This window comes from Lentibacillus kimchii, assembly GCF_042666895.1.
Taxonomy (GTDB): domain Bacteria; phylum Bacillota; class Bacilli; order Bacillales; family Amphibacillaceae; genus Lentibacillus; species Lentibacillus kimchii.
Genome location: NZ_JBHTGR010000018.1, coordinates 1 through 12,987 on the forward strand (window position 1 = coordinate 1; position 12,987 = coordinate 12,987).

20 protein-coding genes and 1 tRNA gene are annotated in these 12,987 nt (G+C 37.6%); 10 read left to right on the top strand and 11 right to left on the bottom strand.

Annotated features, from left to right (window positions below):
• Nucleotides 1-735 (bottom strand): replication initiator protein A (locus ACFQU8_RS08565; protein ID WP_382358797.1); only part of this gene is annotated, 735 nt, incomplete at its 3' end.
• Between the two features lie 725 nt (nucleotides 736-1,460).
• Here ACFQU8_RS08565 and ACFQU8_RS08570 point away from each other — a divergent pair.
• From ACFQU8_RS08570 to ACFQU8_RS08585, 4 genes are all read left to right on the top strand, one after another.
• The gene (locus tag ACFQU8_RS08570; RefSeq protein ID WP_382358798.1) at nucleotides 1,461-2,027 is read left to right on the top strand and encodes a helix-turn-helix domain-containing protein; all 567 of its coding nucleotides are present in this window, start codon (nucleotides 1,461-1,463) and stop codon (nucleotides 2,025-2,027) included.
• A gap of 51 nt (nucleotides 2,028-2,078) precedes the next feature.
• Nucleotides 2,079-2,471 carry a sigma factor-like helix-turn-helix DNA-binding protein gene (locus tag ACFQU8_RS08575; protein WP_382358799.1) on the top strand — a complete coding sequence of 131 codons (393 nt, stop codon included), beginning with the start codon at nucleotides 2,079-2,081 and terminating at the stop codon, nucleotides 2,469-2,471.
• Nucleotides 2,472-2,573: 102 nt separating this feature from the next.
• Nucleotides 2,574-2,828: an AbrB/MazE/SpoVT family DNA-binding domain-containing protein gene (locus ACFQU8_RS08580; protein WP_382358800.1), complete on the top strand. Its 255-nt coding sequence runs from the start codon at nucleotides 2,574-2,576 to the stop codon at nucleotides 2,826-2,828.
• Nucleotides 2,822-3,160, top strand: a complete 339-nt coding sequence (locus ACFQU8_RS08585) for a type II toxin-antitoxin system PemK/MazF family toxin (RefSeq protein WP_382358801.1) — start codon at nucleotides 2,822-2,824, stop codon at nucleotides 3,158-3,160. Before ACFQU8_RS08580 ends, ACFQU8_RS08585 begins: the two co-directional genes overlap by 7 nt.
• Before the next feature lie 215 nt (nucleotides 3,161-3,375).
• Here the strand turns inward: ACFQU8_RS08585 and ACFQU8_RS08590 are convergent, their stop codons facing one another.
• From ACFQU8_RS08590 to ACFQU8_RS08620, 7 genes are all read right to left on the bottom strand, one after another.
• Entirely contained in the window at nucleotides 3,376-3,927 is a 552-nt protein-coding gene (locus tag ACFQU8_RS08590; RefSeq protein ID WP_382358802.1) for a hypothetical protein, read from the bottom strand.
• A gap of 127 nt (nucleotides 3,928-4,054) precedes the next feature.
• Complete coding sequence (locus ACFQU8_RS08595) at nucleotides 4,055-4,339, bottom strand: type II toxin-antitoxin system RelE/ParE family toxin (protein ID WP_382358803.1); 285 nt, start codon at nucleotides 4,337-4,339, stop codon at nucleotides 4,055-4,057.
• A gap of 4 nt (nucleotides 4,340-4,343) precedes the next feature.
• Nucleotides 4,344-4,724 (bottom strand): AbrB/MazE/SpoVT family DNA-binding domain-containing protein, encoded by a 381-nt coding sequence (locus tag ACFQU8_RS08600; RefSeq protein WP_382358804.1) that lies wholly within the window; start codon nucleotides 4,722-4,724, stop codon nucleotides 4,344-4,346.
• A gap of 187 nt (nucleotides 4,725-4,911) precedes the next feature.
• On the bottom strand, nucleotides 4,912-5,352 hold the full coding sequence (locus ACFQU8_RS08605; RefSeq protein ID WP_382358805.1) for a type II toxin-antitoxin system PemK/MazF family toxin: 441 nt from the start codon (nucleotides 5,350-5,352) through the stop codon (nucleotides 4,912-4,914).
• Complete coding sequence (locus tag ACFQU8_RS08610) at nucleotides 5,306-5,545, bottom strand: AbrB/MazE/SpoVT family DNA-binding domain-containing protein (protein WP_382358806.1); 240 nt, start codon at nucleotides 5,543-5,545, stop codon at nucleotides 5,306-5,308. The genes ACFQU8_RS08605 and ACFQU8_RS08610 overlap by 47 nt, the downstream gene beginning before the upstream one ends.
• Nucleotides 5,546-5,735: 190 nt before the next feature.
• The gene (locus ACFQU8_RS08615) at nucleotides 5,736-5,921 is read right to left on the bottom strand and encodes a hypothetical protein (RefSeq protein WP_382358807.1); all 186 of its coding nucleotides are present in this window, start codon (nucleotides 5,919-5,921) and stop codon (nucleotides 5,736-5,738) included.
• Nucleotides 5,908-6,531, bottom strand: coding sequence for an RNA polymerase sigma factor (locus ACFQU8_RS08620; RefSeq protein WP_382358808.1), 624 nt, complete (start codon nucleotides 6,529-6,531; stop codon nucleotides 5,908-5,910). The genes ACFQU8_RS08615 and ACFQU8_RS08620 overlap by 14 nt, the downstream gene beginning before the upstream one ends.
• A 210-nt stretch (nucleotides 6,532-6,741) precedes the next feature.
• On the opposite strand from ACFQU8_RS08620, the gene ACFQU8_RS08625 reads away from it, so the two are divergent.
• The 4 genes from ACFQU8_RS08625 to ACFQU8_RS08640 all read left to right on the top strand — a co-directional run bounded on the left by ACFQU8_RS08625 (nucleotide 6,742) and on the right by ACFQU8_RS08640 (nucleotide 8,045).
• Entirely contained in the window at nucleotides 6,742-6,900 is a 159-nt protein-coding gene (locus ACFQU8_RS08625; protein WP_382358809.1) for a YvrJ family protein, read from the top strand.
• A gap of 13 nt (nucleotides 6,901-6,913) precedes the next feature.
• Nucleotides 6,914-7,153, top strand: coding sequence for a hypothetical protein (locus ACFQU8_RS08630; protein ID WP_382358810.1), 240 nt, complete (start codon nucleotides 6,914-6,916; stop codon nucleotides 7,151-7,153).
• Nucleotides 7,154-7,354: 201 nt separating this feature from the next.
• A tRNA-Cys gene (locus ACFQU8_RS08635) sits at nucleotides 7,355-7,429 on the top strand.
• Between the two features lie 43 nt (nucleotides 7,430-7,472).
• Nucleotides 7,473-8,045, top strand: coding sequence for a hypothetical protein (locus ACFQU8_RS08640; RefSeq protein ID WP_382358811.1), 573 nt, complete (start codon nucleotides 7,473-7,475; stop codon nucleotides 8,043-8,045).
• Between the two features lie 67 nt (nucleotides 8,046-8,112).
• Here the strand turns inward: ACFQU8_RS08640 and ACFQU8_RS08645 are convergent, their stop codons facing one another.
• Together ACFQU8_RS08645 and ACFQU8_RS08650 are read right to left on the bottom strand one after the other, a co-directional pair.
• Nucleotides 8,113-8,481 (bottom strand): hypothetical protein, encoded by a 369-nt coding sequence (locus ACFQU8_RS08645; RefSeq protein ID WP_382358812.1) that lies wholly within the window; start codon nucleotides 8,479-8,481, stop codon nucleotides 8,113-8,115.
• Nucleotides 8,482-8,715, bottom strand: a complete 234-nt coding sequence (locus ACFQU8_RS08650) for a helix-turn-helix transcriptional regulator (protein ID WP_382358813.1) — start codon at nucleotides 8,713-8,715, stop codon at nucleotides 8,482-8,484.
• Between the two features lie 289 nt (nucleotides 8,716-9,004).
• Between ACFQU8_RS08650 and ACFQU8_RS08655 the strand changes: the two genes are divergently transcribed.
• A complete protein-coding gene (locus ACFQU8_RS08655; RefSeq protein ID WP_382358814.1) occupies nucleotides 9,005-9,565 on the top strand; it encodes a tyrosine-type recombinase/integrase in 561 nt (186 codons plus the stop codon).
• A gap of 152 nt (nucleotides 9,566-9,717) precedes the next feature.
• Here the strand turns inward: ACFQU8_RS08655 and ACFQU8_RS08660 are convergent, their stop codons facing one another.
• Complete coding sequence (locus tag ACFQU8_RS08660) at nucleotides 9,718-11,745, bottom strand: MobA/MobL family protein (protein WP_382358815.1); 2,028 nt, start codon at nucleotides 11,743-11,745, stop codon at nucleotides 9,718-9,720.
• A 498-nt stretch (nucleotides 11,746-12,243) separates the two neighbouring features.
• Between ACFQU8_RS08660 and ACFQU8_RS08665 the strand changes: the two genes are divergently transcribed.
• Nucleotides 12,244-12,792 (top strand): hypothetical protein, encoded by a 549-nt coding sequence (locus ACFQU8_RS08665; RefSeq protein WP_382358816.1) that lies wholly within the window; start codon nucleotides 12,244-12,246, stop codon nucleotides 12,790-12,792.
• Nucleotides 12,793-12,987: the final 195 nt, after the last annotated feature.

A 12,987-nucleotide genomic window follows, 5' to 3' on the forward strand; every position in this document is an offset into this window, starting at 1 on the left:
CAGCTGGTTGCGGGCATCTATTAATCTATAATCTAGCATGTGCTGATCGAGCATTTCCGTCAAAATGTCCTGAACAATATAGGGGTCTAGCATCTCGCTTTTCAGATGTTCGAATAACGATTTAAGATGCGGATTGGTGTCAGTCAGTTGGGTGAGTTCTTCACGAATGCTTACGCGCGTTTTTTTATTCTCATCATCATCACTATCACTAAATTCAGTTTCGTTAAGGTCAGTATCATTCTCGTTCATTTTTTGAACTTCTTGAAGTTCATTTTCTGAACTTCTGGGAGTTCGATTTTTGAACTTCCGGGAGTTCAGATTTTGAACCTCCTTGTCACGACTGGATTCAGAGGTCTTTTCTTGTTCATTTATGTAGTAAACATCATCCTTAGTAACTTCTGGTTTATTTAAATAAAGCAGATTAGTTTTATTTAAGCCACGCTGTATTTGTTCTAATAATCCTGCATCGACTAATTCATTTTTAACTTTTACAACCGTTGTTTTGCCTAAATTTATTAGTTCACCTAGTCTTTTATTGGAGAAAATAAAGTAGTAATCGCCAACATCATCAATCCAGCCATTCTTTCTTGATAGCTCTAGCCTATCTTGGAGAATGGCCCAGGCCATTTTGGCATCATTTGATAGGTTGCTGTATGTATCGTTGGTGAAAAACACTTTAGGCAGACGATAGAATTTGTCTCTATATTCATCATAAATATTAAATCTATTAGACATTAAAAAAACCTCCCATATCCCTGTCACAGCTCGTCCGAACTTAACAGAGAAATCGAAGGCTTCAATCTTTACAAGATATGTCTTCTCGTGTACAATAAGAATACAATTAAACATATTGAAGCTTATCGGATTTCCCTGTCTTACAAAAATTGTCTTGCCGGACTTTCTGTGACAGGGATTTTTGATTTGTTAACTTAAATACTATCATCAGGCGGAAATTTTGACAACATTTGCTAAACACTTGATAGAGGAAACGGCAGCTCATAGAGTTGCTGTTTTTTTATGGCGGAGCAAGATTATCTATCATGAATATCATCACAATGATTACTAGACTAACTTATCCAGCAGTTCCAGAATACTAAAATAATCAAAAATACGCCCTATTAGTTGGATTGCAAGTGGTATCGATCCTGAAAACATAAAAAGCAAATTGATAAGCATTTGTATACTTATATGGGAGTATCCTTATTTTTGTAAATTAACAAGGGGGGGACCGTTTTCCTTAAAAAAATGGGAGCATATTCACGGTTAAATTATTTAGCTATGATGAATCTTGAAGATTCTCTTTCGTTTCTTAAGAAACATCATGACCAGAAGGGAGTGGCCTATCTACACGCAATGGTTTTAAAACGAAAACTGCATTTAAAAGGTTTCCTGCAGGGGGGTAATATATATTTACGTTTTATCGCTATATCGCTAGAATGAATTGAGAAGGCGGTGAGCGTATGAAGGTGTATAGCCCGGCAGATATGGCAGTAATGCTACAGTTAAAGCCGGCAACATTGCGCAAATATAGCGCATTATTAGAGCAGTATGGTTATAAGATTGGGCGCAATAGTCAAGGGCATCGCTATTACCGTGATGAGGATATAATAACGCTACGTAATATAATATCGGGTAATAATAGCGGTGTATCGCTGGAACAATCCGTACAAAACGTGGTTTCTATGGATCAGGATAGCAGCATGACGAATGATATAAATAGCGACGAATCATTGAATGATAGCGACATAGAGGAACTGAAAAGTATGGTTCAAGAGCAAAGCGACATGATAAGTAAACAGAATGAATTGATTAGTCAGCTATCCGATAGGCTGGACAAGCAGTCAGAACAGTTAAGCCAGCAGCAGGAATACATAAATACACGGTTAGAAGAACGTGACCAGGCTTTGCTTCAGTCCATGGAGGATAAGTTGGAAACTAAAAAACAGATTGCCGCAGCTGAGGAATCCCAAGAGGAAAAACCAAAAAGAGGATTCTTTTCTCGTTTATTCAAAAAAGATGATGACTGATCACATCTGGTGCAAAAAGTCACTAATAATGATAAGAAGGGGGGACTCTAATTGACGGCTAGAACAATAACAAGCGATGATGTCATTTTCTTCATGGATATGGTGAATTCCCCTAGAAGTCCTAATCATATCCCTGGCTTTCACCAACCTAAACCGTATTATAAAATATTGGATGATCCAGAATCCGAGGAATTTAGGCGTTTTATTAAAGTTTATAATGCTGAAAAGCACGTTCTAAAAGAAAGAGAACAAAAGATTTTGGCTGATTTATACGGGGTAACTCATCCGAAAGTTAATTTAAAAGAAGCCAGTGCCATATATAACGTCACACCAGAACGTATCAGACAAATACGCCAAAAAGCTGAACGAAAAATCACAACTTCATTGCTGAAACGATTTAAACAGGAATTGCATGACGATATGCCCGCTGTTTTTCGATTATAGAGATGCTTACCATTAGCGTCGTTAAAACGTACATATATATAAATGAGCAAAAGTATATACAAAAGTGTATACTTTTGCTATACTTTATATGAGGTGATGATGATGGCTAATAAAGAAGCCAAGGTATTCAAGCATGGGAACAGTCAAGCCATTACGTTAAATCAAGAAGCGCTATACAAGGCTGGTTTTGCAGTTGGGGATATTTTAGATTATCATATCGAAGATGGGAAATTGGTTTTCGAGAAAAAGGAAGCGGAGTCCTTTAAGGAGCAAATACAAAACTTTTATAGATATGGTGGTTCTTACACTGAATCCGAAATTTTTGATGATGAACCCAGGGGAAGAGAATTATGGTAAATCAATTCGATATTGTCATCGTTAATTTAGACCCAACTAAGGGCCGGGAAAAAGGTAAAAATAGACCATGCGTCATTATTAGCAATAACCTGGTGAATGCCAATAGCTCATTTGTTTGGGCACTGCCTATTACCTCCAGAGAATCAAAGTATGTAACCGATATTCCATTAAAAACGAAATATCATCATGTGCAGGGAATCATCGATAGTGTTCAAATAAGAGCTTTAGATATTAACGCCAGAGGCTATAAAGTAGTCGATCAACTACAGCCAGGTATACAATCTCTTATTATGGAATCGATAGAGGCACATACAGAGATCATAAAAAGTTAAGCTTATTTTATCTGATGCTGCATCGTCGAAAAAAAGCAACCAATATGAGCTATTTAGTATCAAGGAGTTGATAACTTTATCAGCTCTTTTTTAATAACTTAAGGAGCTGGCCCGATCGCCTTAAGGCTAAACCGTTATTTTAATACAACATTTGTTGTATTAAAAATGTAATAAAAGGGTTAGTTTCATACATTTTATAGACCGGAACAACAGGGTTATGTTACTTTCTCTTGCCGCAAATGTTCCAGTACCGCAAATAAGATCTGTTCCTCTTTAGCTTCATAGGCTGTATCCAGCTTTATACGATGACCATCGAACAAAGCAGCCTCCAAAAGATAGGGAATGCGCGGTGTGGCATAGCCTCGTTTGTTCTGCTGTAAATAGCCCCAGGCATAGGTTTCAAATGCTTTGGAAAAGCCCATATGTTCCACACATGCACGTACTGAAGATTTCTTAACTTCCAAAGCATCCTCAAATAGGTTTTTCCGGACGAGCTCCCACCACATTTCCGCACGAATGGCATCCCGAGTATCCTCTTTTGCATTATTTGTTGTATTAGATGGATCAAGTGTTATATTCTCCGGCATACGGGCACGGATGAAGTCCAGCAGATTCTCTTCCTGAATCAGCCATCCTTCTTTGCGGGATTCAGGTGGAATCCCTTTAATATAGCCCTGACGCAGCCATCGGCGCACACTTTCTTCATGACTCGTTATTTTATAGGTTTGCAGCAGTTTCAAAGCATCCCGCACGTTATAGAGCGCCATCAATTATCTATCCTTTGCAATAATGGTTGTATTAAATAAGGTGTACACGAGATCCTTACTTTAATGCAACAAATATTGCATTATATGAGTCATCAATGTACACAAGACACCAAAAACCATGCTGATTTTATTGCCAGTACCGTTTCAGGTGTTTATAAAAATTTTCATGTGTGCCTGCAAGCAGAAACGTGATGGTTTGACCGTCAACCGTATAAGCTACCTTGTGTTCAGTCCCCTGATAGGAAAAGTCATAAACAAAGATCCCTGCAATATCGCCCTTTTTGAGATTACCAGCTGTATATGGATTAGCTTTAATATCCTCAAAGGCGTTTTGATACAGCGATCGCAATTGCTTGTTTTGAAGCTTTTTTATATATTTTTTCGCAGGTGTTTTAATGACAAGGTGGTACATACTTTTAATCCTCCGCGTCATCTGTAAAAAGACGATCGATGGTCATGCTTTCTTCACTGTCTGTATCGGCAATAAGACGATCCAGAGCCGGCTGCATCTTCTGTTTGCGCTCTTTCAGTTTGTCTACCAACTCGTCCTTAGGATAACCTTCTGCAATTAAATCGTGAAGGATTTCTTCGGTGAAATCCTCATAGTTATCATAATCGGCTGGCTTGATGACAAGATTATCATTGATCTTTTCCATAATGATTTCGTTTTTGATATTGAGATCGTCGTAAAACTCTTTGGGAATGCTGATTTGGCGTTTAGATGATACGGTAACACGCTTTTTTTGATGATCCATATGGGTCACACTCCTGTTTTCCTTGCTTGCCTCTGTCGCCATAGTATGCCTCCTGTTTTGGTTTTGTTATACATTTTCCTTGTGTTATTACTTTCTTTAATTCTTACTATAACATATATAACGACTATGAGCCTAATCGGGGGCAATTCCAAACTTGTCCGTTTTTTGATGTAATGTTTGTGAAATCCAAATATATACGAAAAAAGACAGGGCGTTTATGCTCTGTCTTTTAAGACAAATATGTACTAACACGATCTATACAGTCTTCTATAACTTCATCTGGCATATGACCTACAGCTTTTAATCGTCTAGAACGTGCATCTAAGTTTTTTAATTGATGAGTCAAGATGACACCTGATAAATAGAAGGTTTTATCTTTCCCTTGAATGGCCACTTCAGCTTCAGGAATATCTACTTCGTAACCAAATCCTCGCTTGGTATTAGTTATAGGACATAATGAGACGAATCCCGTATTAGCATTAAAAAGATTCGGGGAAAGAACAACCGCATACCTGTTACCGGTTATTTCTTTCCCCGATTGAGGATCAAAATTGATTAAAACAATGTCCCCTCTATCGACTTTCTCAAATGCTTGTTTCTTTGTTTGTTCATCAAATGACATATTAAATAAGTTCCCTTCCAACCGGTCCGCCAAAGTCAATTTCTTCATGGCTGCTCTCCGGTGTACACTTAGCTACAAGTTCTTCTAATGTCGGCTTATCTTCCACAGGATTTAAAACGACTTTTTCGCCATCATCAGATACTTGAACTTTAGTTCCAGGAGCGATACCATACTTCTTTGCTAGATGCTGAGGAATCCGAACGCCGGTGCTTCCTCCCCATTTTTGGGCGGTTGTCGTCATATGAAATCCTCCCATACCATTTTCATTCATTATATCATCTCCATATAACATTGTATATATTTTATATATATTATGTCTGATATATTGAAAGATGATACACAAAATCGTGGTTTAAGGCTTTCCCTCAGTCTCATGTTGGAATAACAACATACATGTGGAGGCACACGCGTTTTTAAGAAGATTCTCTCTGCTAATCTAATCGCGCAGCAAACTCCCAGAATCCCGGTGTCCTTTCCAAAAGGTCATCATGGGTGCACTTAATGATTTTAAGGTTTAATTCCTGTTCTAAGTCCTCCCGGTCCTGAGGTTTGGCATAATAAAGTGACTTTTGGACTTTAGGCTGTAATTGCTTGAGGGCTGTTTCAGTTGTCATCATAACGATCAGGCTCCTTTTTAAGTTGGCTTTTTAAATGTTGCAATGCCTTGTGATGAAGCATGGATACATTTTGCGGTGAATCCCCGAACTGATCAGCAATTTCCTTATTCGACAGTTGGCGAACATACTTGTATGTTAAGATTTGTTGCTGTTTGGGCGTCAGGCTTTGAATGGCTTGATATAAGGGTGGATCTTTAACATAGTCGTCCATTGTTTCGCAAGCTATTATGCCAGTCATGTCAGATGACGGCTGATAAAGCATGTCCTTGTGCGTAGCACCTTCCCCATATTCCTCCGCCCTTAGGGGCTGATCCAGTGTCAGCATTTCACGACTAGCATGCTTCTGGGCGACCTTATCAAAATCAATCGCCTGCGAATGAACGGCTTTAGCTAAATATGATATCGCTCTCACATTGCTGTAAAAGGCTTGAAACGCCTCATCTACCAGCCGCATATTTTGTCTTGTTGGAAAACAAATGGCTTGTCTCACAAGTTCCCGGTGCTTTTCGTTCCGCAGAAAGGACTGAACGACTGGCTGCTGAAAAAACCTGGGATGCCTTTGCTGGAATGTCTCAAGGCTTTCATGACATTGATTTTTGCTCCTCTCCATACGTATCACCTCACTTATTAAAGGGACATGAAATATCCAAAAATCAACCACTTTGTTAAATTTATAGGAACACATGTTCCGTTCATTCCAGCTTATCATGATTTTTTCAGTAAAAATAGACAAATTTAGAAAATAGGTTGATAAATACGGTACTTGTATCCCTTTTAGATATACGAGCATCAAAATTCTCTAGCGAAAGAAGGGATTATGTTGAGTCAGGACTTGTCTGTTTGGGTGACGCTGCTGCGGGATGTTGGTTTTCCTATCGTGCTCGTTGCCTACTTCTTACTGCATTTTGAGAAAAAGCTTAGCAAACTGATCAACACCATCGAAGAACTGAAACGAATGCTCCAGCAAAATGAAGATTAGGGAGGAATGAAACATGAAGCCATCATACAGTGAACGGGCCATTCAACGGTATTACCGGGTGTTAACGACTTACGTTCATATGGCCAGCCAAATTGAATGCTGCGCCAGTGAGGATAAAGCCTTTTATCAGGATGTTTGTGTTTTATTGGCGAGGAAACTCAAAGCTATGCAGGCTGAGCTGACGGATCAGGGATTCGTTCTCTGTCAGGGAAAAGGGCAATCCTTCCCTTGTGAAAAAGAAAAAATGTCTTGAATGGTTGATAATTGGCTTTCTCATTCCCCTTTAGGAAGAGAAGGGAGACGATTTCATACAATCACTGGATTTCAGATCTAACAAGAATCCTTATGGAACTCCGGACCAGATTGGCAGAAAAAATTTAGTTTTTCATAAAAAAGTTTTAAAAGTGGTTGTTTTTGAAGAAAGTCATGCCCCTTTATACAGTACAAGGCATTTGGTGGCATAGCCAAACGGTTAAGGCCAAGGTCTGCAAAACCTTGATTCTCGGTTCAATTCCGAGTGCCACCTCCATTGATTGCAATCAAATATTAAACTATAAGGAGATGAGGAGATCATGTCTTTTACAGCAGAAGATTTAGCTGTTGCTTTAAGGGAATCTATGTTAGAGGTTTCTGAAGATGAAATTAAACAAGCGACACAGGAGTCCAAATTGTTGATTGAAGATGGAAGTGTCGAACCTAAGGGAGATATCAAATTTGACTCTGTTACAATATCTAAATTAAATATTTCAGGTAAAATAAAGTTCGTTGCTAACTTCCCAATTAATAATTCGAAAGAAAATGCCCATGGAAAGTATGTTATCCAGTTTGATAGAAATCTGAATCAAGAGGCAACAAGAGAAATTCACATTTATTTACAATCTAATAATAATGTTCGCTATATTTACTACGAAAATGGGGCTTTAGTTAAGGATGACTTAGTGACCCAAGATGGTATTGAGGTTCAAGGGTTTTCATGTATTCTTGATTGTCTAAAAGAGCACAAAGTAGCTAATTGGATCTATGCTGCGGTTGCAGCAGCGTGCGCTCCAGCATGTGCAACAGTTGTAGGCTGTGCCCCTTGTTTAACATTTGCAGCAAGTGGACAGGCTAGCGTAATGATTAGTTGCGTTAACAAGTGCTTCTAATAGGAAATACTCCCTTTTCTTAAAATAGAAGGGGGAGTATTTTTCATTTCTCTGCCTTAGTAATTTATCACTTTCTTTTTATAAAATAAGGACCTATGAAGAAAGCAATAAACAACGTGCATAAAAGATATAAAATTAAAAATAACGGTTCGATAGCTACCCCCTGTTTTACTACATATTTGCCCATGAGTAAGTAAATGATAAGCAGTGTATAAGATAGGCTGAATATAAAGATCATGAATTGCTTAATATTATTATTAACTCTTTCGTCAGTTTCAATTTCTTCTGTACCTTCTTTCTCCCTATAATATTCAGATATATACACGCCTAGTATGATCCCTACTAAGGGACCCCATTGTATTTCCTTTAAAATAATACTTAAAATAGTAGCGGCAATAACACCACTAATTAGCATCCATATAACTCTTTTTGGCATTTAAACACCTCCGTCAGATGAATCATCTATCCAAAAAAGTTCGTCCAGGGAAGTCCTTAAATATTCACTTATAAGCAAACAGACACGGATAGTTGGGTTATATTTTTGTGTTTCAATTAAATTCATTGTTTGACGGGTTACTCCCACTAATTTCGCTAATTTTCCTTGTGTTAAATCCTCTCTTTTTTCAATACGAGTAATCTTAACTCTGTTTTTTATAAAGGTTTGCTTCAAATGAATCACCCCTTAGAATTCAATTTAATTGTAACTTATATTTTTATTTTGTCAATTATATGTTACCTAAAATGTATAATTAACCTACATTTGAGTTTGTAGTTGTTAAACATTATTTTTACTAAAGGGAAAAATAAAGATATAAGTAGAGCGGTTATCACATGTAATGTTTTGCTAAAACCTTACATGTCAAATCCCCATTTGCCAGGCTTTTCTTTTAGACCTTTTAGGACATGTATGGTAACCTTAACTAGTTAAGGTTACCATACACTAAAAAAGAGGGATTTTCATGGGCGATCAGGTCGTGGAAAACGTCGAGCCACTACGTTCGACAGCCGAGATTCAAAACATGCGTGAAGCACTCAACCAGACGACGTATCCGAAACGCAATAACTTATTATTTAGTTTAGGCATTAATACAGGTCTAAGGATTGGCGATTTATTACAGCTGCGGATTGAAGATGTGAAGGGCCGAAGCAGTGTTAAGATCCAGGAAGGTAAGACAAGCAAATCACGGCTTGTCCATTTAGATGCGGTCATGGCTGATATTGCCGAGTATCTGGGGGATCAACCAAATGAAGGTTATCTGTTTGCCAGTCAGCGTACAGGAAAACCGATGTCGACCGTTCAGGCTTATCGCATCTTAAAAGCTGCTGGGGAAAAGTGCGGTTATGATTACGTGGGCACCCACACCATGCGAAAAACCTTCGGATATCACTATTTCCAGCAAACGAAGGATATTGTAACTCTTATGGTGATCTTCAATCACTCCTCGCAGAACATCACCAAGCGTTATATTGGCATTGAGGAGGATGACATCAAAAACAGCTTGAAAGATTTTCGATTATAATAAGCCATCAAGTGTGACTGAAAACAACTATTTTTCGTATCTTCATACGTATCTTGATGTTTATCATAAACCTCGTAGGTGTTGATTTTGGACTGATTATGTACAGTCCAATTTTCCCTGTTTCCTATTCGGATTTATTAGGATCTTTCCATCTATAATTCACGTCCATCTGATGCTTTCCGTCTAAAGGCCTTCGTTCGGTCTCTTTTCGAAAAGTCCTGATCATTATCTCTTTCCTGTGACAGAGACTCCAAGACATCAAATAAACCATCTGATATATCTTTGGATTTGGCAGCTTCCTTATGATTAAGCTGTTCTCGTTCTTCGTTTTGTTCATCCTGACCTCGACCTTGTTGTTTAAGGTACTGAGATTCTTGCTCATATTTCTGCTGCAATTCTTCAGCAAAGGATTTGAAATGAAAATTAGCTTTTTCAGATGCTTCTAATTGATCATAGGCTTCCAAAGCAGCTACCTTAACCTGCATATCAGCACGATTCATTTCAGGATCATCAGTTAAATGCTCAATTTGATTATCTATGATAGGGGCTATCTCTTCTAAATAAGCCTCATAATCCTGTTTTAATGCTTGATAGGCCTTAAGTTTAATCTGTGTATCTTTATAATCTTCAGGAGACATATCTTTCGTTTGTTTATTCTCTAATTTCGTAATGGTCCGGCTATATATTTCAAGAGACGTTGCCATATCTTTAGCTTGCTTCCAAACCGGCGTATAGTGCTGATGATAGGCCTGCTCTTTGTCCTGGAACTGAAATTCAGTTTTGATCTTATCTTCAGGTAACAGGATGTTATGATCTTTGATTAATTGCATCGCAAAATACTTTTCATCATAACGATAGTCATCAAGTGATGCTTCATCATATATGGCGGCAAACTCCCGATCTAATAACTCTTTTTGATAATCCAAACCGGTCACCGTTGCCTGACGTAATTCTTCAAATTTATCTTTTTCTTCTTCTAACTTTTGTTCCTCTTGTTTGGTATTTTGGAGTTCTTGTTTCATGTCTTTTTTGAAATGATTAGAAGAAAAACCGTAACTTTCAACGGCTTCTGGATGCTTTTTATGTTTCGCCATTAAATCAGCATAGAGATTCTTTTTAGCTTTGATTAATGTTTCGTTTCGTTCAAGTTTCAGCTTCCATTTATTATGATTATCATGAAATTCTTGATGAAGCTGTTTCGCTATTTGAAAATCAACATAACCCTTAGCACGTTGAACTAATAAATTCGTTGCTTGTATCTTATTTTCATCGTGATGGGATTTCTGGCGCAGCTCTTTTAATTGTTTATCTAAATCTGCTTTTTGCTTATAATCTTCAAGACGAATAACGTCTTGATGTTGGTCATTATAGCGTTTAATTTCTTCGTTTCTTTGAGCATAATAAGTAACGGGCTGATACCTTTCACCGTTCTGTTCAGATTCCTGTTTCTTACGTTTTTCTAATTGATATTCGTTTCTTGTCAAACGTATCTGGGGTTTTTTACTGAGACCTTGTTCTTCATAAGATTTAGCACTGTATGTTTGTTCTAAATCGTATTTCCTGGCCTTCTCATTTAATTTTTCCGCCCAATTTTCTCGCCATTGAAGCAGCTTCTTTTTACTATCCCAGTCATTCAATTTGATGGACTTGGTTTGTTTCCAACCCTTTTCGTTATACATCTGATTACCATGTTCATCTAGCTTAGGTACTCGTTTAGATTTTCGTTCTTCCCACTCACCATTTTCTTTCAATGCTCGAGCCGTTAATAGCATATGAACATGAGGATTATTAACATCATCACGATGGATGGAAACATCAGCAACCATGCCATCATCTGTGAAATTTTCTCTAACATAGTCCTCGGTTGCTTCACGTTGTTGTTCTTCGGTCATGTTATTGGGTAAAGACATAACAATATTTCTAGCTATTTGAGCATTTTCTTGCGTTTCAAAACGTTCAACCTCGTTCCATAATTTCTCACGTTCAAGCGTCCAATCGGGAGCATGATTTGGTTTCATAATAAAAGATTCAGGTTCAACAAAACGATCTTTATAATTTTTTGTTTCGCCATCTCGCATCGAATATAATTGTTCGCCTGAACGATACGAAGCCATAGCGACAGCTGATTGATTTGACTTATTTACAGTTTGGCAATCGAACATATAATAACCGCTAGACAAATCAATCACCTGCCTTAAAATTAGTGTTTAAATAAATAAAGTCGTTCCATCGACTTTACCATTATCCAAAGCCCCCGCAGGAAACCCATCGTCAATACGCAGTGATTTATGAAGCGAAGCGTTATAAATCACTGCGTATAGATGGGCACTCTCATCTGATCGTGATTATTATTGTACCGCAAATTGGTGAAAATCTCTAGGGGATAGTCTCCTAAGATATGCGACTGATCATTTTGATCATATATCTTTACATGGTGAAGTCGTGGCATTTAATGAGAGCTTCTCAAATGGCCAGAACACCCACTTAATCGAGTAGGATCAATTGGAAGCTGGATCAATTACCGTTGCATCATGCGCCCGTATATTCCGAGCAGGAATGAAAACATCATATCACCCCCCTATTATCCAACGGCCGCATAATTTTTTTGGAGATATATTCATATTCAGCAAGCTTTGTTATAATTTTCAAGCAATATATAAAGTATTGGGAGGGATAGTATGAAAAAAGTAATAATGTCTGTTGGTGTTATATCGGTGGCCACCATAGCTTTATTTATTTTCTCGACAGATCAGACAAACAGCAAGGTTCAAACGGACAATAATACAGAAACAAACGATGATTCGTACATGAGTGATCCTGTCCATTTAACTTCACTTGTGGCTGATGGCGAAAATGATCCAGAGAGATATCCATCAAATCATTATTTGTATGAAGCACATCAAAGTATCGCAAAGGCGATGTTGAAACAATCATTTGAAACTGACAAACCCTATAATCCTGATATGGTTGAAAGATTAGTCAAAAAGACCGAAGAAGAATTACAAAAAATCGATTATGATAAAGACGATGATAAAAAAGAAAAATTAGAAAAGGCTATTGAACTAACCCACAAAGATATTGAACAAGGTTATCCGAAAGAGAATGATGACAAGGTTTATATAGAAAAAATACATCATATCGCTCATGGCCTGCTGGAACATTTCAACAGTAAAGCTAACGACATAAACGTAAACAAATGGGGCGATCCTGTTGCTGATGAAACCTAAGCATGATATATGCTTAGGTTTTTAATGGCTTTTAAACATTAAAGGGGGCGGTTGGTATGGTGTAAAACAGAGTTAAATCATTCTTCTCATATATATGAATCAATTTCATAATTGCTCTTATTAAAAACGCAAAGACCTGCAGAATTTCTAATGTGTATTTTTTTAAAATTCCTCTAAGCAGCCTGCTGCTGCTTT